This window comes from Verrucosispora sp. WMMA2044 (assembly GCF_027497155.1).
In the GTDB taxonomy this organism is placed as follows: domain Bacteria; phylum Actinomycetota; class Actinomycetes; order Mycobacteriales; family Micromonosporaceae; genus Micromonospora; species Micromonospora palythoicola.
Genome location: NZ_CP114913.1, coordinates 2,437,367 through 2,457,022, shown reverse-complemented (window position 1 = coordinate 2,457,022; position 19,656 = coordinate 2,437,367). Strand labels below are relative to the sequence as shown.

Here is a 19,656-nt window from a genome sequence, read left to right as displayed (position 1 = left end):
GCGCGTGCACTACGCGCCGGTAGCAGCTCTGGGGGGAGCCCTCGTGGCGGACATCAATCACTTTGAGTACGGCTGGATCACACCGGCGTTGAGCTACGCGCTGTCGGTGCTCGGTTCCATCCTCGGCCTGGTCTGTGCCGGCCGCATCCGGACCGCCACCGGTACGGGCCAGAAACTCTGGTGGGGAACCCTGGCCGCCTGGGCGCTCGGCGGCACGGCGATCTGGACGATGCACTTCATGGCGATGCTGGGCTTCGCGGTGACCGGGACGCGGATCCGCTACGACGTGCCGATCACGGTTGCCAGCGCGCTGATCGCGGTGGCGGCCGTCGGCCTCGGGCTGGCGATCGTCGGCACCGGTCGGCTCTCGGCGGCACGGATCCTCGGTGGCGGCCTGTTCACCGGCGCCGGGGTGGCGGCGATGCACTACACGGGCATGGCGGCGATGCGGTTGGACGGTCGGCTGGTCTACGACGACCTCCGGGTGGGCCTGTCGGTGCTGATCGCCGTGGTCGCCGCGTCCGTCGCCCTCTGGCTCGCGGTGACCGTACGCAAGGGAGTGGCGATCTTCGCCTCGGCGCTGGTGATGGGGGTGGCGGTCAACGGCATGCACTTCACCGGGATGAGCGCCCTGTCGGTGCACCTGCACGAGGAACGAGGTGAGGTCACCGGGGCGGGTGTCGGTACGCTGCTGATCCCGATCGTGCTGCTGGTCATCTTCGGCGTGGTCGGTCTGGTGTACGCGTTGCTCGCCGCGCCCACCGACGAGGATCGCGCCGCGCTGGCCTACCTGGACGCCCGGCAACGGCCGCAGCCGGCCACGGCCGCCGCGACACCGGACGTCAGCGCACCCGATCCGGTGGGGCTGCGCGCCCGGTCGACGCTGGCCCGTCCCGGTGCCCAGTTCCCGTCCCGCCGGGACCATTCGTCGCGCTGACGGTCGCGGAAAGTGTCGTACCCGGCACCGACGATGTATTCATGGCTGTCCCCGCCCTCACTCCGCGAAACGCCCCGGCGCGCTCGCTGCCCCTCCGCGAGGCGCGCACCCGACTCAGCCAACTCGTCGCCATGGCCGAGCTGACCGACTCGGTCACGGTGGTGACCCGTGACGGTGACCCTCGGCCGGTCGCCGCGATCGTGCCGGCGGCGGCCGCCCGCACGGTCGCCGAGGCCCGCGCCGACGCCGCCCGCCTGGCCGAGGTCACCGCCGGCTGGTCCCGACGCCTCGACGCGCAGCGGCAGCAGAGCGGGCGCCGGCACGCCGCCGAGCTGCGGGCGGTGACCATGGCGCTCGCCGAGGTCTGGGCCGAGCTGGATCGGCGCTTTCCGCCGGGTAGCGATCCAGCGCTCACCCGGTTGCGCGCGGCGCACACCCAGCTGCTCGCCGACTGAGCGACCGCTGGGAGACTGTCGCGGGTGCCCGCCGGTCTCCGGGTCGTCCCGCGCGGGCTCGACCCGGTCCGAGGGCGAGCCACGGCTTCCGGCTCAGCGCCGACCTGGGCGGCCCTTGAGCCGGCGGCCCAGCTCGCGGGCAATCTCCCGGTTGGCGTCGCGTTCGGCGAGCACCTGTCGCTTGTCGTACGACCGGCGCCCTTTGGCCAGTGCCAGCTCGACCTTCGCCCAGCCGCCGGAGAAGTACATCGACAGCGGCACCAGGGTGATTCCGCCCTCGCGGGTCCGGTCGAGGATCCGGGCGATCTCCACCCGGCGCAGCAGCAGCTTGCGGGTCCGCCGGGGCGCGTGGTTGGTCCAGCTGCCGTAGCCGTACTCGGCGATGTGCAGGCCGTACAGCATGATCTCCCCGTCGCGTTCCTGCGCGAAGGCGTCGACGAGCGAGACGCGACCCGCGCGCAGCGACTTGACCTCGGTGCCGGCCAGCACGATGCCGGCCTCGTAGGTCTTGAGCACGGCGTAGTCGTGGCGGGCCCGGCGGTTGGCCGCGATCAGGGTCCGCTCGGCGGCTGAGGAGGTGCCCATCGAGGAAGGATAGCCGCACCGTGGGAGGGCTCATGCCGGCTTGTCGTGCTCACGCAGCCGGCCCGCCAGCTCGGCCACCGCGGCCTCGAAGCGCGGATCGGATTCGCCGGGCCAGTGCCCGAGGATCGGATGCGGGACGCTGTCGCCGGGCGGCGGGAGGACGCCGACCGGGTCGCGCAGCCGCCGGTCCACCGTGCCGGCGGCACCGGACACCGTCGGCGGACGCTCCGGCCGGTGCGGCGAGAAGACCCAGCCCCCGATCGGGTCGGTGTCCCACAGGTTGATCCACCGCCAGTTGACCCGGTCGCCCACGTCGCGGAGCACCTCGTCACTGACGTAGGCCGGAAACAGCCGGGCGTAGAGCCGGCGCAGCGGTGAGCCGTAGGTCAGCAGCGCCAACCGGCCGCACACCTCGGGTGGCAGTTGCAGGATCGTGGCGGCGAGCAGCACCGAGCCGTGACTGTGCCCGGTGAGCAGCACTCCGTGACCCTGTTCGGCGAGGTACCCGATCCGTCGGCTCAGCTCGGGAACAGCGCGCTCGGCGTAGCAGGGCGGTGCGAACGGGTGCGCCACCCGTGGCCAGAACGTCCCCAGGTCCCACAGCACGCCGACGTACCTGCGGAACCGGGACGTACGGTACGCGAAGATGCCGCCGACGAGCAGCGCGAGCACCACCGCCGCGATGAGGAAACTGCCCATCTGGATGCCGAAGTTGGTCGCCGCGGCCGGAATGCCGGTCAGCTGCTGCACCGTGCTGTCCGGTGCCAGGCCCAGCATGCCGAGCAGGCTGCTGGGCATGCCCACCCCGACGACACAGGCGTACACCACCGCGAGTGACTCCACCCGTTCGGTGAACCGCGCCCTGGCGATCATGCGCTCGACCTGGTGCAGGCGGTACCGGGCGGCCGGCGGCGCGTCGGGAAAGTCGTGTGCGACGGTGGCCCGGGCGGTGCGCATCCGGGGGATACGACTGGCCAGCCCGATGATCAGCGCCGCCAGCAGGGTGGCTGCCGCCGCCACCAGGAAGACGAAGATGGCCCACTTGTAGCCCAGCGGCGGGCTGATCTCCCGTTCACCGTCGGCGTCGGCACGGCGGTTGAGGAAGTCGGCCACCCGGTAGACCAGGTCCGCGGAGATCGCCACCGCCAGCCCGGTCGCGGTGGCCGCGATCACGGGCGCACCCAGGCCGCGTAGCGGTCCGGCGCCGAGCCCGTCACGGCCGAATCCGCGACGCGCCTCATCGGGCTCGACACTGGGTGCGGGCGGCGCATCTCCGCCGGCGTCGCCACGGTCGACCGGTTCGCCGCTGCCGGTGGTGTCGGCGGTGCTGTGGCGTTGTCGGCTCCGGGCGATCAGCGCGCCCGTGCCGAGCAGGAACAGCAGGACCGCCTGGGAGGAGATGACCAGCCCGACGGCGGTGGCGTAGCCGGGCAACCCGTCCCGGATCCGCCACGGCGTGGGGTCGACCGACACCGCGACCAGCACCACGGCGATCAGTACGAAGGCCAGGTTGCGCAGGCCGCGCGAGATCCGATCCGCGTACGAGCCGGTCGGCAGCAGGTCGACGAACGGGTGCGCGCAGACCAGCACGATGCTGACCACCAGCACCGCCCCACTGACGACGGCCAGGGTCACGCTCAGCGGCGACGGGCCCGACCCGATCCGGGCGGCGACCAGGCCGAGACCGAGGGTCATCAGCCCGGCGGCTCCGTGCAGTGAACAGAGCCGGTCCACGGTCGGTCCGCTGTCCCACTGGCCCACGGCGCTGAGCTGGTGGCTCCCGGAGGTGCTGATGGGGGTGTGGAAGGCGTCGAAGTTGCGGCCCGGACGGACACCGAGCAGCCAGACCAGCATGAGCGCGCCGAAGGGCAGCAGCGCGAAGACGGCCAGGGTCAGCCCGGTGGGTCGGTCGCTGAGCCAGGACAGCCACGGCCGCCCGGCCAGACAGGACGGGTTCGGCACGCACCGCCAGGCGATCAGTTCCAGCGCCACGCCCATCGCCGCCAGCACGTACAGCATGGTGAGGCTGAGGGCGAGCAGCCGGCACAACGCCTTCACCCCGGAACCGGCCTTGTCGCCGGGGGCCGGCCGCATCCAGATCGCGACGTTGCACAGCATGAACGGCAGCAGGAACATCAGCGACAGCGTGCGGACGGTGGTGCCGGAGGGAAGTTCGCTCCAGCGGTACGCCTCCAACGTCACGCCCGCCGGACCTCTGGTATCCGGATAGCCCGGGCGCGGCCGGTAGAACCCGCCGTTACGGTCCCCGGCGACCTGGTGACTGTGCGGACGGTCGAGGATCTGTGCGGCGTCGGCGCCGGACACGCCGTGCACCCGCAGCTCCACGACGTCGTCCGACGCCCCCGGCTCGCTGGTCATCGGCCCCCCGGAACGTGTGCACCGACCCGACCCGGCGCAGGCGCGACGTCCCGGTGCGATCTCCCGGTCTACCCGCCGAGCCGACGAACACGCCTGCTCGCGGTGCCCGGCCGGTCAGACCGGCCGGCGGGCGAGGAAGTCGGCCAGCACCTCCGTGTGGGTGGAGAAGGCCAGCTCGGTCGGCTCGGTCAGCACGAGCCACTCGGTGGCCTCCGTGGTCGGTGCCGACGGCGGCAGCTCCTCGGCGGGGCGGGCCGGCAGCTCTCCGAAGACAAGCATGGTGCCGCCGGCCGGCGCGCTCCGCACGGTGAGCAGCCTGGCACCGACCGCCTCGGCCCGAAGGCCGGTCTCCTCGCGCAGCTCGCGGACCAGGGCGTCCTCCCACCGTTCGCCGTACTCGATGAACCCGCCGGGCAGCGCGAGCTGCCCCCGGGCGGGTTCGATGTCCCGGCGGACGACGACCACGCCCAGTCCGGTGGCGGTCAGCACCGGCTGTACGGCCACCGCCACCGGCAGCGGGTTGCGCCAGACCTGCTGGCCACAGCTCGCGCAGAGCCGGGGCCAGGCGATCGGCGGCGGGTAGGCCGCGCCACAGTACGAACAATGCGAGTACGCCACGCCGCTCATGCCGCAGCACGTTACCTGGGGTCCGCCCGGGCTCACCTGTCGCCACTGTGCGCCACCGGCCTGCCCGCCCGCGCGTTGCCGATCGCGTCCTTGCGTCCCCACCGGCCCGGGATGTTCAGCAGTTCGATCCGGCCGAAGCGTGCGGGAAGCGCCGGGTGCACCACCAGGTGCTCGCCGTAGGGCTCCAGGCCGAGCAGGCTGCGCAGCAGCAGGAACGTGGCGCCGGTCGCGGAGGCCTGTGGGCTGTTGGCGGCCGGGTACGGCACCGGGTACCGGGTCAGTTCGCGGTCGTAGCCGGCGAAGGCCTCCGGCATCCGTCCGGCGAAGTGCTGGGACGCCTCGATGACGGACTCCGCGATCTTTCCCGCCTCCTCGACGAAGCCGTAGTGGCGCAGCCCGCAGGCGATCAGCGAGTTGTCGAACGGCCAGACCGTACCCACGTGGTAACCGAGCGGGTTGTAGCTGGCCTGCCCGGTGGCCAGCGTCCGGACCCCCCAGCCGGAGAACAGCCGTGGCCCGAGCAGGTGACCGGCGACGGCGGCGGCCCGGGAGTCGTCCACGATGCCACTCCACAGCAGGTGTCCCATGTTCGACGCCAGCGCGTCCACCTGGTCACCGTCGGGGCCGAGTGCCAGCGCGAAATACTCACCTCCGTCGATCCAGAAGTCGCGGTTGAACCGCCGCTTGAGCTCCTCGGCCTGTCGTTCCAGGCGGTCGGCGTACGCCGGGTCGCCCCAGAACTCGCGGGCCAGTCGGGCTCCGCGCCGCTTGGCGTCGTACGCGTAGCCCTGCAACTCGCAGGTGGCGCGCGGCAGCCCCGGCAGCCGGCCGTCCCGGTAACAGATGGCCTCCGGCGAGTCCTTCCAGCAGTGGTTCTGCGCCCCGCTCGCGTCGTTTCGCGGCTGGTACCAGAGGTAGCCGTCGCCGCGCAGGTCGCCGTACTCGTCGATCCAGTTCAGCGCCGCGCGGGCGGCGTCCTCCAGATCGCGCACCAGCGAGGCGTCGCCGGTCCAGCGCTCGTACTCGTCGAGCAGCACGACGAACAGGGGCGTCACGTCCGCTCCGCCGTAATACGGTGACTGGGGACGCTGCTCGAAGGCGGCCATCTCCCCGTATCGGAACTCGTTGAGGATCTTGCCGGGTTCCTCGTCCCGGAAGTCGTCGAGCACCGTGCCCTGGTCCATGGCGAGCAGGCGCAGCGTGGTCGCCGCCATCCGGGGAACGAACGGCAGGGTCTGGTAACAGGTGAGCAGGTTGTCGCGGCCGATGATGGTGGCCGACCAGGGCAACCCGGCGGCGAGCATGGTCTCGTGCGGCAGCGCCAGCGGAGAGAAACGCAGGCCGGCGAGGTCCATCAGCCCGCGTCGGTAGGTCGTGCACAGCGACTCCCAGTCGCAGTACAGCCGGGGGGCCTCGGCGATCCAATCACTCAGGTCGTGGCGCAACTCGGTGCCCAGCTTGCCGCGCGGGTGCCGCAGCCGCTCCCGCACGTCCGCGCCGTCCGGACGCAGCACCAGCGCCCGCACCCGCAGGGTCGTGCTCCACCGGCCCTGCCGGTCGACCCGGATCCGGAAGGTCAGCCCGTGCTCGTCGAACTCCGCCGGCTCGCTTGCCGAGACGTCGGTGACCCGGTGGAACTTCTCCCGCCGGTAGCCGAGCCGCAGGCCGTCCGCCGAGACCTCGCGGTAGCCGCGCAGCGCCGACGCGTGCGGCCAGATGACGTCGTAGACCGGGGCGAAGTCGCTGTCCACGTCGATGCGCAGCACGTAGTCGACGGGGCCGTTGGTGTGGTTGAGCACGGTGAGGTGTTCGACGAAGGCGCTGTCGGAGATCCACCGGTCGCGGATCATCGAGACCTTCGCGTCGACGTAGTGGGTCGGATGACCGGGCACCAGGAAGAACCGGATCTTGTAGTAACTCGGATCGTGCACAGCCAGTGGGTGCAGCCGTTCCCCGTCGAGCCGCAACCGCCAGGTGGACAGGAAGCGGGTGTCGAAGGCGAAGAACCCGGCCGGATTGGTGGGACTGAAGTCCATGTCGCCGTTGTCCTCGCTCAACGCGAAGATGTTGCCGTCGAGGATGCGGACGAGTTTCCTCACCGCTGCTCCCCCTCACCGGTCGGGGGGACCGCGTCGTGCGGCGACGGCTGTCCAGGATCGGCCAGCGCCCGGTGATTGCGGTGGGCGGCCACCTCCCGCGGGTGGCGGGCGTGGGGCGGCGGTGCGAACAGGCGCTCCAGCATGATGACGAACCGGAACTCGCCGTCGGCGGTGAAGTCGTTGCGCAGCCACGCCGACAGCGGCTTGACCTCGCCGCGGGTCATCCGGAGAAACAACTGCGCGTCGGCCCGGATCACCGTGTCCACATCCGGTACGTCGTCACGCGACACCGTGATCCGGCCCTGGTCGATGCTGACCAGCCAGTGGTCGACCCGGTCGGGATAGGCCAGGTCGAAACGCACGGTGCCGGAGACCTGCCGCAGCATCAGCCCCCCACCCCTGGTGAGACCGTCGAAGAAGTCGCGCACCGCCTCCGACATCCCGGACCTCCTGCGGGCCGTGCCCGGCCGACGAGGGCTGGGTGCCGGGGCGGCCCGAGCCGGCGGCGAAGCGCCGGTCAACTCCTCCGCCACGGTCACCTTAGCGGCTTTGATCCGCTCTGGTGCTGGTCCGTACTACTGGTCCACCTTCAGGTGGGCCCCGGCCTCCGAGCCGTGCGTCGGAGATCGGCGTTGGTTTCCGGCTGGCCGCCGCCTATGGTGGTCCGATGCGAACCGCCGTGCTGCTCAGCCAGGCCGCTGCCGTCCCGGCGGCGGCCGGGCTGCGCGTGCCGGGCGCGGCCACTCCGGCGCCCCGGTTCCCGGCACCGACCGGTCACGGCCAGCCGCGCCCCGCCGGTCGCAGCCCTCCGGACATCGTGCACGGACACGTGACGGCAAGGGCGAAGCGCACCGCTTCGGCCCTTTTTCTTTTTCCGGAGAGGGAACCGACATGAGCGAACGGACCGACAGCCACGACCAGCAGTGGATCAGCGAACTCGAAACGACACTGCACCACGAGTTCGCGGCCCAGACCGCCCGGCTGACCGAGTTGACGGCCGACACCGGGGATCCCGGGGAGGCGCACACGAATGCCGCGCTGATCGCCGCCACCCGGCTGAGCCTCGACCAGATCGCCGGGGCGCTGCGGCGCCTCACCGCCGGTGGCTACGGCAGGTGCGAGCGGTGCGGAACGGACATTCCCCGGGAACGCCTGGAGATCCTGCCGCACGCGCGGTTCTGCGTGCCGTGCCAGCAGAAGCAGAACGGCTGACCGGTGGACCGGCCGTCGGCCTCACGGATGCGACGGCCGGTCCGTGGACACCTCGGGCGATCCGGTCACCGCGGACGGCTCGACGCGCAGATTGGCGGTGACGGTCGCGGTCAGACCATCGGGCCGGCGGGTCAGCGTCAGCGCTCCGGTCAGGTGATGGGCGAGCCAGAGACCTCGGCCGCCCGGGGTGTTCGTCGCCGGCAGGTTCACCGGCAGGTCCGCGCCCCGCTCGTGCCCGTGATCGGTGACCTCACAGACGAGCAGGTCGGCCCGCTGGAACAGGTCGAGTCGCCCGCGGCCCCCGCCGTGCAGCACGGCGTTGGTGACCAGTTCGTGCACGGCCAGGACGAGATCCTCGGCCACGTCGCCGGTGAGGCCGGCGGCGGTCACCCGGGCGGTGAGCAGGTGCCGCAGCGCCGTCACCGTCTGTGCGGTGAATGTCTCGGACAGCAGGGGAGTGGCCTCGTCGCCGCCGGGTGACGGGTCGCGGGAATCCCGGGCGTCCGACGGGCCGAGGTTGTTCATGCAGGCAGATTACGTCGTCCAGGAACATCCGCGACCTTTGCCGAGGGGCAACCATCCGGACGCTACTGGCCGCCCTCCACCGACGTCCGACCGAAGGACCGGCCGAGACGGTGTACCTCCGCCTCCATCCGCTCGGCCAGCTCCGCGCCGCCGAACCGGTCGATCAGCCGGTCGGCGAACCCACTGAGCACCACCGGGCGCAGCGCCTGGACCAGGGCGATGGACCGTGGCACGTAGACCTTGCGTCGACGAGCTTCGATGCCGCGCAGCAGTGCCTCGGCGCACCGTTCGACGCTGACCGTCGTGTTCAGCGGCCAGGGCAGCTTGCGCTGCGCGGTGTGGAACGAGGCGAGGTCGTCCCGGATGTCGCGCACCAGGTCGGTGTCGATCCAGATCGGGTGGGCGGTGCCCACGGTCAGCCCTCGCCGGCGGTTCTCCAGCCGCAGCACGTTGCCGAACTGTTCGACCCCGGCCTTCGACGCGCAGTACGCGGCCATCCCGGGCATGGCGGCGAAGGCCGCCGCCGACGACACGATCAGGACGTGGCCCCGGGCGGCGCGCACGTGCGGCAGCGCCGCGCTGACCGTGCGGACCACCCCGGTCAGGTTCACCTCGATGGTGCGGGCCAGGGCGTCGACCGGGCCGGTGGACACGGTGCCGATGTTGGCGATGCCTGCGTTGGCCACCACCACGTCGATGCCGCCGTAACGCTGCACGGTCGAGGCGACCGCGTCGTCGAGGCCCGCCTGGTCGGTGACGTCGCACTCGTACCAGTGCCCGCCCACCTCGGCGGCGACCTGCCGCAACGGCGCCGGTTCCAGGCCGACCAGGGCGACCCGGGCGCCCCGGGCGGCGGCCGCCCGGGCCAGTTGGGCGCCGATACCCCGCGCCGCTCCGGTGATCAGGATGGTCCGGTCGCGTAGCTCTAACCGCATGTTGCGCTCCTGCTCCCGGTCGCCGCCAGCGGCGACCCAGTGGTGGTCTGCCGAACGCTACCGGGCATCCGCCGGCCCTCCCACCCGGTGCCGCCGCGCCCGGCGGGCACGCCCTCCCCGCCGGCCGCGCCAACCGTTCGTGGTAAGCGACGCGGAGATCGGGAAGGATCTACCCGAGGCCGCACGCCGCACCCACAGCGAGGACCAGGACAAGGAGAACGCATGGCTGACTTCGTCGGCGCCGTGGACCAGGGCACCACCAGCACCCGGTTCATGATCTTCGACCACGGTGGCAACGAGGTCGGCCGCCACCAGCTCGAACACCAGCAGATCCTGCCGCGCGCCGGCTGGGTCGAGCACAATCCGCTGGAGATCTGGGAACGCACCCAGACGGTCGTACGCACGGCGCTGAACACGCATAGCCTCGCCGCGGGTGACCTGGCGGCTCTCGGTGTCACCAACCAGCGGGAGACGACGGTGGTGTGGAACCGGCGCACCGGCCGGCCGTACTACAACGCCATCGTCTGGCAGGACACCCGGACCGATCGGATCGCCTCGGCGTTGGAGCGTGACGGGCGCGGCGAGATCATCCGGCGCAAGGCCGGCCTGCCGCCGGCGACCTACTTCTCGGGCGGCAAGATCCAGTGGATCCTGGAGCACGTCGACGGGGTTCGGGCGGCCGCCGAACGCGGTGAGGCGATCTTCGGCAACACCGACACCTGGTTGCTGTGGCACCTGACCGGTGGTACCGACGGCGGCATCCACGTCACCGACCCCACGAACGCCAGCCGGACCATGCTGATGAACCTGGAGACGCTGGACTGGGACGACGAACTGCTGTCCATCTTCGGCATCCCGCGCGCCATGCTGCCCCGGATCGTCCCGTCCTCCGACCCGGACGCCTACGGCGTCACCCTGCCCAACGGCCCGTTCGCCGGCCCCGTCCCGATCACCGGGGATCTGGGTGACCAACAGGCGGCCACCGTCGGTCAGGTCTGCTTCGCCCCGGGCGAGGCGAAGAACACCTACGGTACGGGCAATTTCCTGCTGTTGAACACCGGACCGGAGATCGTCCGCTCCGAGGCCGGACTGCTCACCACCGTGTGCTACCAGTTCGCCGGCCAGTCGCCGGTCTACGCGCTCGAAGGTTCCATCGCCGTCACCGGTTCGGCCGTGCAGTGGCTCCGCGACCAGTTGAAGATCATCAGCAGTGCGGCGCAGAGCGAGGACCTCGCCCGCCAGGTCGACGACAATGGTGGGGTCTACTTCGTACCGGCCTTCTCCGGTCTGTTCGCCCCGTACTGGCGATCCGACGCCCGGGGCGCGATCGTCGGCCTGTCCCGCTACAACACCGACGCGCACATCGCCCGGGCGACCCTGGAAGCGATCTGCTACCAGAGCCGCGACGTGGCCGAGGCCATGGCGCGCGACTCGGGCGTGTCGCTGGAGTGCCTCAAGGTCGACGGTGGGGTCACCGTCAACGACCTGTGCATGCAGTTGCAGGCGGACATCCTCGGCGTGCCGGTGAGCCGGCCCGTGGTCGCCGAGACCACGGCCCTCGGCGCGGCCTATGCCGCCGGACTGGCCGTCGGATTCTGGCGGGACACCGACGAACTGCGGGAGAACTGGAACGAGAGCCGGCGCTGGCAGCCGTCCTGGTCGCCCGAACAGCGGGCCACCGGTTACGCCGGCTGGCGCAAGGCGGTGCAACGCACGCTCGACTGGGTCGACGTCGGCTGATCGATCCGCCGCGCCCCCTGTCACGTTTCGTCAAGGTAAACGTCACTGCGTGTCGATGTTTCGGTACCGGAATGCCCGGTCGGTCTGCCTTAGCATCCCGATGTCCGGCAGCTGCCGGAGGTGGCACAGGGAGGGCATCCATGCGGATCACGCGCGCGATCATGGCGGTCGTGGTCGTCCTGTCGGCCGGCGTACCGGCCGGCGCGGCGCACGCGGCGTCACCGTTCACCGTGGTCAACGGTTCGATCCAAGCCGCCACGGGCACGCCCCGGCCGTCCTCGGGCACCCACGCCACGCTGTGGCACAACGCCAGCTACGCGACGATCGTCGTGCGGGGCGCCGGACGGCTGGTCGTCGGTGCGATCGGCGACCACTGCGACGGCTGGCCGACCCTGCGGGTCAGGGTCGGCGGCGCGCTGGTCGGCGAGGTCACCGTGACCAGCGCCACCGACTATGGCGGCTATCCGGTCGGTGCCGAGCTGCCGGACGGTACGCACGACGTCCGGATCGAGCTGGTCAACGACCGGTACACCGGCGCGTGTGACCGCAACGCGCACCTGGCGTCCGTGTGGACGCAGCCGCCTCCGGCGGTCGACCCGCGCTTCACCTTCGCCGTGGTGCCGGACACGCAGGAGGAGGTGCTGAGCGCCCGCGACACCCGACTGCGTCAGCGCGTCGACTGGCTGGTCGCCCAGCGCACCACTCTCGACCTGCGGTTCGTCACGCACTCCGGCGATGTGGTCAACTACGACACTCCCGACCACGCGCAGTACGACCGGGCCCGCGCCGCGCTGCGTCCGTTGGAGACGGCCGGCCTGCCGTACACCCTCGCCGTCGGCAACCACGACACCCAGGCCGCCGGGCCGGGCGGGGAACTGCGCAGTCCCGCCGGACAGTTGCTGCGCGACACGACAGTGTTCAACAGGTACTTCACCGCCGGGCGGTTCGGCGCGGTGGGTGGCCAGTTCGAGGCGGGCAAGGTGGACAACGCCTATGCCACCTACACCGCCGGTGGAGTGCGGTGGCTGGTGCTGAGCCTGGAACTGTGGCCGCGCCGGGCGGCCGTCGACTGGGCGAAGGCGGTCGTGGCGGCCCATCCCCGGCACAACGTCGTGATCGTCACCCATCACCACCTGGAGAGCGACGCCTCGATCGGTCGGTCGGCCGGCTACGGTTCGACCAGTCCGCAGTACGTCTTCGACAATCTCGTGCGGCGGTACCCGAACATCCGGTTCGTCTTCTCCGGGCACACCGGCACGGCGGCGTCCCGGGTGGACACCGGAGTGCACGGCAACCGGATCTACTCCTTCCTGCAGACGTTCCACTCCCGCAGTACCAACCCGGTGCGGCTGGTGGAGATCGACACCACGGCCGACTCCCTGCGTACCTGGATCTACGCGCCGCACACCGACGAGGAGTTCCCGGCGTACGAGCGGACGTACGCCGGGATCGGCCTGGTCCGGTGACCACCCGGCGAGGTCTCACAACTATCTTGTAATTGTCTCGTTATCGTGGTCCGCGTCGAGGTGGCGGTAGACGGTGGCGCGCGAGACACCGAACTCGGCGGCGATCTCGTCGGCCGAGTGGGTGCCCGCCAGATGCATCCGACGGGCGGCGCGCACCTGTTCCGGGCTCAGCGAACGGGGGCGGCCCGGCCGCCGCCGACCCACCCGCCCGGGCGGCGCGGCGCCGGCGGCCGGATCGGTCGCCGTCGTGGTGCGGGCGACCGGCCGCTGTTCGCCGGGCGGCGTCTCACCCAGCAGCCGGCAGACGCCGTCCAGCATGTCCGCCCTCAGTACCGACGCGGGAACGTCGATCATGAACACCACCGGGTCGCTGCACATGGCGATGGCCTGGACCGCCCGGACCCGATCCCGGCGTCCGGCGTCCGGACCGGCGACGATCTCGTTGGCCCGCATGGCGATCTGCATCAGGCGGTGGTACGTGCTGCCCCGGTCGACGAGCGCGAGGTCGTGAAAGAGCATGCCGAGTGGGCCGCGGTGCGCGAGCATGGTGTCCACCCAGCCCTCCAGCAGCGTCCATCTCGCCTGCCGGCCGGGCAGCGACCCGGCGGTGTCCAGCAGTGCCTCCAGGTCGCGGATCAACGGCTCGGCGAGTGCGGCGAGCAGATGCACCTTGCTGGGGAAGTGGTAGAGGATGGCGGCCTTGGTCAGCCGCAACCGTTCGGCGATCTGCCGCAGCGAGGTGCGTTGGTAGCCCTGCTCGGCGAAGAGGTCCAGCGCGGCGCGCAGGATCCGACTGCGGGTGCCGTCGGTCTCCGCGCAGGTCATGGCGTTCAGCGTAGTCGCTCCTGACCGCCGGACGGTGGCTGTGCGGTACCCCTTACCATCGGTCAGTGGCAGACACCGGCAACGACAGGAGGCGTCCATGTCCGTGATCGCCATCGAGAACCTCGTCAAGACCTTCGGCGGCGTACGCGCACTTGACGGGCTCGACCTGACGGTGGAACCGGGGGAGGTGCACGGATTCCTCGGACCCAACGGCTCGGGCAAGTCCACCACCATCCGGATCCTGCTCGGCCTGCTGCGCCGGGACTCCGGGCAGGTTCGCCTCCTGGGTGGGGACCCGTGGCGGGACGCGGTCGCGCTGCACCGGCGGCTGGCCTACGTGCCGGGTGACGTCAACCTCTGGCCCAACCTGTCCGGCGGAGAGGCGATCGACCTGTTCGGTGCGTTGCGCGGCGGGCTGGACCCGCGTCGCCGCGACGAACTGCTGCGTCGCTTCGACCTGGACCCGACGAAGAAGTGCCGCACCTACTCCAAGGGCAACCGGCAGAAGGTCGCCATCGTCGCCGCCTTCGCCAGCGACGTCGAGCTGTACGTGCTGGACGAGCCCACCTCCGGGCTGGACCCGCTGATGGAGGCGGTGTTCCAGGAGGAGGTCCGGCAGCTCACCCAGGGCGGCGCGAGCGTCCTGCTCTCCAGCCACGTGCTGGCCGAGGTCGAGGCGCTCTGCGACCGGGTCAGCATCATCCGGGAGGGCCGGATCGTCGAGTCCGGCACCCTGTCCGAGCTGCGCCACCTGGCGCGTACCACCGTCACCGTCGAGACCGGACGGCCGGTGACCGGCCTGACCGAGCTGCCCGGCGTGCACGAGGTCCGCCCCGTCGACGGTCGCGTCCGCCTGGAGGTCGAGCCCGAGCACCTCGACGCGCTCCTGACCCACCTGGTCCGCTTCGAGGTCCGCGCGTTGACCAGCACACCGCCCACCCTGGAGGAACTCTTCCTGCGGCACTACGGCGAGACCATCGACTCAGACCGGCAGGCGCCGGCCGGAGGCACCCGATGAGCGCCTTCACCGGCACCGGCCGACTCACCCGGCTCGCCCTGCGTCGGGACCGCATCCGCCTGGCCATCTGGACGCTCGGCAGCCCGCTGATCGGCTACGCCCTCGCCGAGAGCGTGGCCAGCATCTACCCCGAGGAGCAGAACCGCATCGGGTACGCCGAGGTGGCCAACACCAGCGTCGTCGCCCGTGCCTTCAACGGCCCGGTGGCCAGCACCGACCTCGGAGCCGTGGTGGTCACCGAGACGTACCTCACCCTGGCCGTGCTCGCCGCGTTGCTGAGCACCTTCGCGGTGGTCCGGCACACCCGGCAGAACGAGGAAACCGGCCCCGCGGAGCTGCTCGGTGCCGCCGCCGTCGGCCGGTACGCGCTGCTCACCGCGGCCCTGGTCGTCGTGGTCGGCGCCAACGTGCTGTCCGGGTTGCTGCTCGCGCTCGCCTTCGTCGGTGCCGGCCTGCCGGCCGCCGGCTCGGTGGCCGCCGCCGCGGCGATCGCCGGGGTCGGCCTCGCCTTCACCGGCGTGGCCGCCGTCACCGCCCAGCTCTCGGTGACCTCCCGAGGCGCCAACGCCCTCGCCTCGGCCACGGTCGGGGTGGCGTTCCTGCTGCGCGCCACCGGTGACGTTCTCGGTCAGCCCGCCGCCGACGGGGTGCGCCTGGACAGCGCCTGGCCGACCTGGTTGTCGCCACTGGGCTGGGGCACCCAGATCCGTGCCTTCGACGACGAGCGGTGGTGGGTTCTCGCGCTACCGGTCGCCGTGCTGGTCGCCGGGGTCGCCGGGGCGTACGCGCTCGCCGAACGGCGCGACCTCGGCGCCGGACTGCTCGCCGCCCGCCGCGGGCCGGCCCGCGCCAGTGCCGGACTGCTCAGCCCGGCCGGGCTGACCTGGCGGCTGCACCGGGGCGCGTTGACCGGCTGGGCGGTCGCGGTGGCGGTGCTCGGCCTCGCCATGGGGCTGGCCGGCAACGAGGTCGACGAGATGATCGCCGACAACCCGGCCGCCGCCGAGGCGATCGCCCAACTCGGCGGCGGTGCCGAACTGGTCGACGCCTTCCTGGCCGCGATGCTCGGGCTGTTCGCCCTGACCATCGGGGCGTACGTGGTGCAGGCCCTGCTGCGGGTGCGCGGTGACGAGTCCGACGGCATCCTCGAACCGCTGCTCGCCACCGCCGTCAGCCGCTACCGGTGGCTGGGAACGCAGGTGGCCGGTGCCGTGCTCGGTGCGCTGGCGCTGATGCTGCTGGCCGGTGCCACCACCGGCCTCGGGTACGGGCTGGCGGTCGGTGACCCGGTCGGTTGGACGGTCGACCTGACCGGAGCCGCGCTGCTGCGGCTGCCGGCCCTGCTCGTCGTCGCCGGGGTGGTGACCGCCCTGCTCGGCGCGTTGCCGCGCCTGTCGGTCGCGTCGAGCTGGGCGGTGCTCATCGTGTTCCTGCTGCTCGGCCAGTTGGGCGCCGCGCTGGACCTGCCGCAGGCGGCGCTGAACCTCTCCCCGTACACCCACGTGCCGTCGGTGCCCGCCGTCGACGTCACCGTCCTGCCCCTGGTGGTCCTGACCGCCGTAGCCGCCGCCCTGCTCGCCCTCGGCCTCACCACCTTCCGCCGCCGCGACACCCCCACCTGACGCGGCCTGAGCCGAGCTTGATCGTTTGCAGTCGAGTGACTCGACACGCCGCTGCCATGGTCAGTGCTCGGGGTGCCGGTCAGCGCGGAGCAGGCCGGGATCCACGGGGGACACGATGTGCGGCGGAACCTCCAGGCGGTGCCAGCGCAGTTGGGTGATGGCGTCGAGGACGTCACGCGCAGCGGCTGCCGTGGCACAGTCCGCCGTGTGGCAGATCGGGCAGGTGCCGTCCGACGATTCATGATCACGGAGGGTTCGGCGGGCCGTGAGGGCGAGCCGGTTGAGAATCTGGGCCAGGGACAGCAGCGGTGCGGTTATGTTGCCGGCACCTTGAGGGCCGCGGCGAGCTGGACGATCGTCGTCGGGGCGTGCCGGCTCCGGAGCACCTCGGCGAGCAGATCGCGGGCGGCGGGCCGGTGCCGTACCTCAGCGGGTGCGGTGCTCTGGGCTTGCAGCAGGGTCCGAGCCGCGCTGGTGGGATCGTGGGCGTGCAGGTGCGCTCGGGCGGCGTCGATCAGGTGGGCGGCGCGATGCTCGACGGGTAGCCACCGCCAACCGTCGCGTCGGACCGCCCTCTGATGCCAGGCCACCGCCTCACCCGCGTCGCCCAACTCCAGTGCCGCCACTGTCCGTGCTGCGGTGACGGCGGTGGGCCCGAAGGCGGTGCGATGGTGGTCATGACCGTCGCCCACCCGGTCGGCCAGGTCGGCGGCCTCGTCGAGCAGGTCGGCGGCGGCGCGCTCGTCGCCGTCGCCAGCTGCCGCCAACGCGCCCTGCACGAGCAGCGTGCCGCACAGGGACAACTGCGCCGACGAGCCGCCGTCGAGGTCCGGCGGGGCGATGCGGTACGCGGCGGTCCGCACGGTCGACACCGCCGATCGCGCCCGCCCGGTGGCGCGCAACACCTCCCCGAGCTGCACCGCCGCGCTGGCGACCAGCACAGCATCGCCGGTCGCCAGCGTCATCGCCCGGTCGGCGGCCAACCAGGCCAACTCGGTCTCACCGAGCTTCGTCAGCAGTGCCGCGCCGATCCGGTACGCCTCCACCAGTGGCACGCGCCCCGACGCCAGCTCGCGGGCGTGACCGCGCTGCGCCCCGCTGATCAGCTCGGGCAGCAGGTCGGTCAACTGGGGGTACCGTGCGTGCTGGTAGGTGGTCCAGGCGTAAGCCACGCCGCGCGCCACCTGAGCTGCCGCCGGCACGTCGCGGTCCGGCACCCGCCGGCCCACCGCGATGTCGTACGCCGCAAGTGCCGCTCGGATCCGCTCCACCGAGCCGGCCCGCTCGCTGTCGGCGACGGGACGGACGTCGCGGCCCAGCAGCACCGACTGATCGACCCGCAGCACAGCGGCGATCTCCGCGATCGTGGACACCTTGTCCAGCGACCGCGCACCGCGCTCGACCTTGTCGACCCAGCTCTTCGACTTGCCCAGCCGGTCGGCGAACACCTGCTGCGACATCCGTCGCCGCCCCCGCCAGTACGCCACCCGCCGACCGATCGGCAACTCGTCACCCATGCCGTCGCCGATCCGGCACCGCCCGGGTCGTCTCCTCGACCGGTATCCGATCCGCCTCGGTCTGGGCGAGCACCCGACGCCGCGCCGCTTCCCGCTCGGCCGCCTCGATCCGCTCGCCCCTACCTGGCGTACCGGCGTTGTCCTTACCGCTCATCCCCACCTCCGTGGTAGGGGTGCGACGGCCTGATCAGACCAAGGATCGTTACCACCGCACCGACTACAGGCGGGTTCGCGATTTACCCTGACGACTGTTTGCAGTGCTCCCGCCACTGATCACAGCATGGGGTGAGCGGAAAGTGACGGAAAGCTAACGGCTGTCCGCTGGTAGCGCGTGCTGTCCGCTAGCGACTCTCGGGTCGGTACGCCTCGTATACCTCGCGGAACGCCGCCGCCTCCGCTGCGCCGGTCAATTCAACCCGCCGAAGCACCTCCCGCGCCCGCCACCAGTTCGACGACACCACCCGCCCCGACCGGATCGCGTCGGCGGCGATCACGCTTGCCTCGTCCGGCTGGTCGGCGGCCAGCAGCGCCATGGCGAGATCCAGACGCGCTGACGCAGAGCGCCGTGGCCGCTCTCCACGGTCGCCGTGCGGATCCAACTCCGCCAGAGCGGTTCGAGCGATCTGCTCAGCCGCCGGGTCGCCCGCCCACGACAGCGTCGTCGCCGTATACGCCAACGCCTTCGTCGGGTCGTACCGGTAGTGATGCTCGGCTCGCTCCGGCGTGGACAGGTTTGTCGTCAAGCGATTCAGCCGATCCAGCGCATCACGCGTCCGTCGTACGTCGGACAGCCGTGCCCACACCCGCGCCTCCTGAGCGGTCGCCTGAATGTGCGCCGAGCTACCCCTGGGAGCCACCCGCTGGGCCTGCTGCGCGAGGTCGATGGCCCGCCGGTAGTCGCCCCGAGTCAGCCGCTCCCACGCCTGTGTCTCCAGGCACCATGCCTGGACCTCTGGGTCCTCACCATCCTCCGCGAACGCCATGGCGGTCCTCAGGTGCGCGCCGGCCGCAGACTGCTGCAAAAGATCAATATGGACTGTTGCCCGCAGGACTGACAACCAACCACCGGCGACCACGAGCCGTCGTCGCTGCGCCAACGTCCCGCGACCGTCCAGCAGTCGCCCTACATAAGCCAACTGTTTCCGTACCCTCGGCAGCAGATCCACCGGTCGCGTGGTCGCATACGCGCTAGCCAGATTCTCCACACCCGCCTCGATCCGAGCGAGCGTCTCGGTGCTCACATCGCTCGCTCGGACCCGGGCCAGCAGTTCACCGGCCTCAGCGTCGTGGTCGACGGGCTGGTGAACCAGACAGGCGAGTGACCCGCCTGCGCGCAGTACCTCATCGAGGTGACGGGCCGTCTCAGGCGTGGGAGCCTTCGTGCCGGTTTCCAGGTCGTGCAGATGGCTCTTGCCTCGGTGCGCGAGCCGACCGAGCGCACGTAGCGACAGACCTTGGCGTGTTCGCAGGGTGCGGAGTAGGACACCGAAGCGCGGATCGACGTGCGACACGATGGTGCTCCCAGTTCGTCAGCCGGGAACGGACCCGAACCTGGTCGACGGATTTAATGCTACGGACAGTACAAGGGACGACCATCTGGCGGACAGTCGAGGGTTCGACGCCGTCGACGGGTACGCCCAACCGGCATCTCTACATGAATTCTTTACGCATTCGGTTGGGTGTCCCATTGGACGACGCACCAGCACCTTGGACA

The 19,656-nt window shown here is 71.4% G+C and carries 19 protein-coding genes; 8 read left to right on the top strand and 11 right to left on the bottom strand.

All coding sequences use genetic code 11. The features are described from left to right. Positions 1-43 precede the first annotated feature (43 nt). Together O3597_RS11045 and O3597_RS11040 are read left to right on the top strand one after the other, a co-directional pair. Positions 44-937 carry an MHYT domain-containing protein gene (locus O3597_RS11045; protein WP_281604087.1) on the top strand — a complete coding sequence of 298 codons (894 nt, stop codon included), beginning with the start codon at positions 44-46 and terminating at the stop codon, positions 935-937. A gap of 41 nt (positions 938-978) precedes the next feature. Further along, a complete protein-coding gene (locus O3597_RS11040; protein WP_281604086.1) occupies positions 979-1,392 on the top strand; it encodes a type II toxin-antitoxin system Phd/YefM family antitoxin in 414 nt (137 codons plus the stop codon). Between the two features lie 93 nt (positions 1,393-1,485). Here O3597_RS11040 and smpB read toward each other — a convergent pair whose 3' ends face one another. The 5 genes from smpB to O3597_RS11015 form a co-directional block, all read right to left on the bottom strand. Beyond that, positions 1,486-1,977, bottom strand: coding sequence for an SsrA-binding protein SmpB (smpB, locus tag O3597_RS11035; protein WP_281604085.1), 492 nt, complete (start codon positions 1,975-1,977; stop codon positions 1,486-1,488). 30 nt (positions 1,978-2,007) lie between these two features. Beyond that, positions 2,008-4,356, bottom strand: a complete 2,349-nt coding sequence (locus tag O3597_RS11030; RefSeq protein ID WP_281604084.1) for a hypothetical protein — start codon at positions 4,354-4,356, stop codon at positions 2,008-2,010. Between the two features lie 114 nt (positions 4,357-4,470). Next, complete coding sequence (locus tag O3597_RS11025; protein WP_164446944.1) at positions 4,471-4,983, bottom strand: NUDIX domain-containing protein; 513 nt, start codon at positions 4,981-4,983, stop codon at positions 4,471-4,473. 32 nt (positions 4,984-5,015) lie between these two features. Then, positions 5,016-7,082, bottom strand: coding sequence for a glycogen debranching N-terminal domain-containing protein (locus O3597_RS11020; protein WP_281604083.1), 2,067 nt, complete (start codon positions 7,080-7,082; stop codon positions 5,016-5,018). Next, the gene (locus O3597_RS11015; RefSeq protein WP_281604082.1) at positions 7,079-7,522 is read right to left on the bottom strand and encodes an SCP2 sterol-binding domain-containing protein; all 444 of its coding nucleotides are present in this window, start codon (positions 7,520-7,522) and stop codon (positions 7,079-7,081) included. The genes O3597_RS11020 and O3597_RS11015 overlap by 4 nt, the downstream gene beginning before the upstream one ends. A 227-nt stretch (positions 7,523-7,749) precedes the next feature. On the opposite strand from O3597_RS11015, the gene O3597_RS11010 reads away from it, so the two are divergent. Next, complete coding sequence (locus O3597_RS11010) at positions 7,750-7,977, top strand: hypothetical protein (RefSeq protein WP_281604081.1); 228 nt, start codon at positions 7,750-7,752, stop codon at positions 7,975-7,977. Continuing rightward, positions 7,974-8,294 (top strand): TraR/DksA family transcriptional regulator, encoded by a 321-nt coding sequence (locus O3597_RS11005; RefSeq protein WP_281604080.1) that lies wholly within the window; start codon positions 7,974-7,976, stop codon positions 8,292-8,294. The genes O3597_RS11010 and O3597_RS11005 overlap by 4 nt, the downstream gene beginning before the upstream one ends. 21 nt (positions 8,295-8,315) lie before the next feature. Here the strand turns inward: O3597_RS11005 and O3597_RS11000 are convergent, their stop codons facing one another. Together O3597_RS11000 and O3597_RS10995 are read right to left on the bottom strand one after the other, a co-directional pair. Then, positions 8,316-8,819 carry an ATP-binding protein gene (locus O3597_RS11000; protein ID WP_281604079.1) on the bottom strand — a complete coding sequence of 168 codons (504 nt, stop codon included), beginning with the start codon at positions 8,817-8,819 and terminating at the stop codon, positions 8,316-8,318. Positions 8,820-8,881: 62 nt separating this feature from the next. Next, positions 8,882-9,754: an SDR family oxidoreductase gene (locus O3597_RS10995; protein ID WP_281604078.1), complete on the bottom strand. Its 873-nt coding sequence runs from the start codon at positions 9,752-9,754 to the stop codon at positions 8,882-8,884. Positions 9,755-9,976: 222 nt separating this feature from the next. Between O3597_RS10995 and glpK the strand changes: the two genes are divergently transcribed. Continuing rightward, complete coding sequence (gene glpK / locus O3597_RS10990) at positions 9,977-11,494, top strand: glycerol kinase GlpK (protein ID WP_281604077.1); 1,518 nt, start codon at positions 9,977-9,979, stop codon at positions 11,492-11,494. 140 nt (positions 11,495-11,634) lie between these two features. After that, the gene (locus tag O3597_RS10985; RefSeq protein WP_164446936.1) at positions 11,635-12,960 is read left to right on the top strand and encodes a carbohydrate-binding domain-containing protein; all 1,326 of its coding nucleotides are present in this window, start codon (positions 11,635-11,637) and stop codon (positions 12,958-12,960) included. Positions 12,961-12,981: 21 nt separating this feature from the next. Here O3597_RS10985 and O3597_RS10980 read toward each other — a convergent pair whose 3' ends face one another. Beyond that, positions 12,982-13,785: a TetR family transcriptional regulator gene (locus tag O3597_RS10980; protein WP_164446935.1), complete on the bottom strand. Its 804-nt coding sequence runs from the start codon at positions 13,783-13,785 to the stop codon at positions 12,982-12,984. A gap of 97 nt (positions 13,786-13,882) precedes the next feature. On the opposite strand from O3597_RS10980, the gene O3597_RS10975 reads away from it, so the two are divergent. Both O3597_RS10975 and O3597_RS10970 read left to right on the top strand, forming a co-directional pair. Continuing rightward, positions 13,883-14,803 carry an ABC transporter ATP-binding protein gene (locus O3597_RS10975; protein WP_164446934.1) on the top strand — a complete coding sequence of 307 codons (921 nt, stop codon included), beginning with the start codon at positions 13,883-13,885 and terminating at the stop codon, positions 14,801-14,803. After that, positions 14,800-16,425: an anibiotic ABC transporter gene (locus tag O3597_RS10970; RefSeq protein ID WP_281604076.1), complete on the top strand. Its 1,626-nt coding sequence runs from the start codon at positions 14,800-14,802 to the stop codon at positions 16,423-16,425. The genes O3597_RS10975 and O3597_RS10970 overlap by 4 nt, the downstream gene beginning before the upstream one ends. 314 nt (positions 16,426-16,739) lie before the next feature. Here O3597_RS10970 and O3597_RS10965 read toward each other — a convergent pair whose 3' ends face one another. The 3 genes from O3597_RS10965 to O3597_RS10955 form a co-directional block, all read right to left on the bottom strand. Continuing rightward, on the bottom strand, positions 16,740-17,942 hold the full coding sequence (locus O3597_RS10965) for a helix-turn-helix domain-containing protein (protein ID WP_281604075.1): 1,203 nt from the start codon (positions 17,940-17,942) through the stop codon (positions 16,740-16,742). Continuing rightward, the gene (locus O3597_RS10960) at positions 17,935-18,096 is read right to left on the bottom strand and encodes a hypothetical protein (protein ID WP_281604074.1); all 162 of its coding nucleotides are present in this window, start codon (positions 18,094-18,096) and stop codon (positions 17,935-17,937) included. Before O3597_RS10960 ends, O3597_RS10965 begins: the two co-directional genes overlap by 8 nt. Positions 18,097-18,283: 187 nt before the next feature. Then, positions 18,284-19,456: a helix-turn-helix transcriptional regulator gene (locus tag O3597_RS10955; RefSeq protein ID WP_281604515.1), complete on the bottom strand. Its 1,173-nt coding sequence runs from the start codon at positions 19,454-19,456 to the stop codon at positions 18,284-18,286. Positions 19,457-19,656 lie beyond the last annotated feature (200 nt).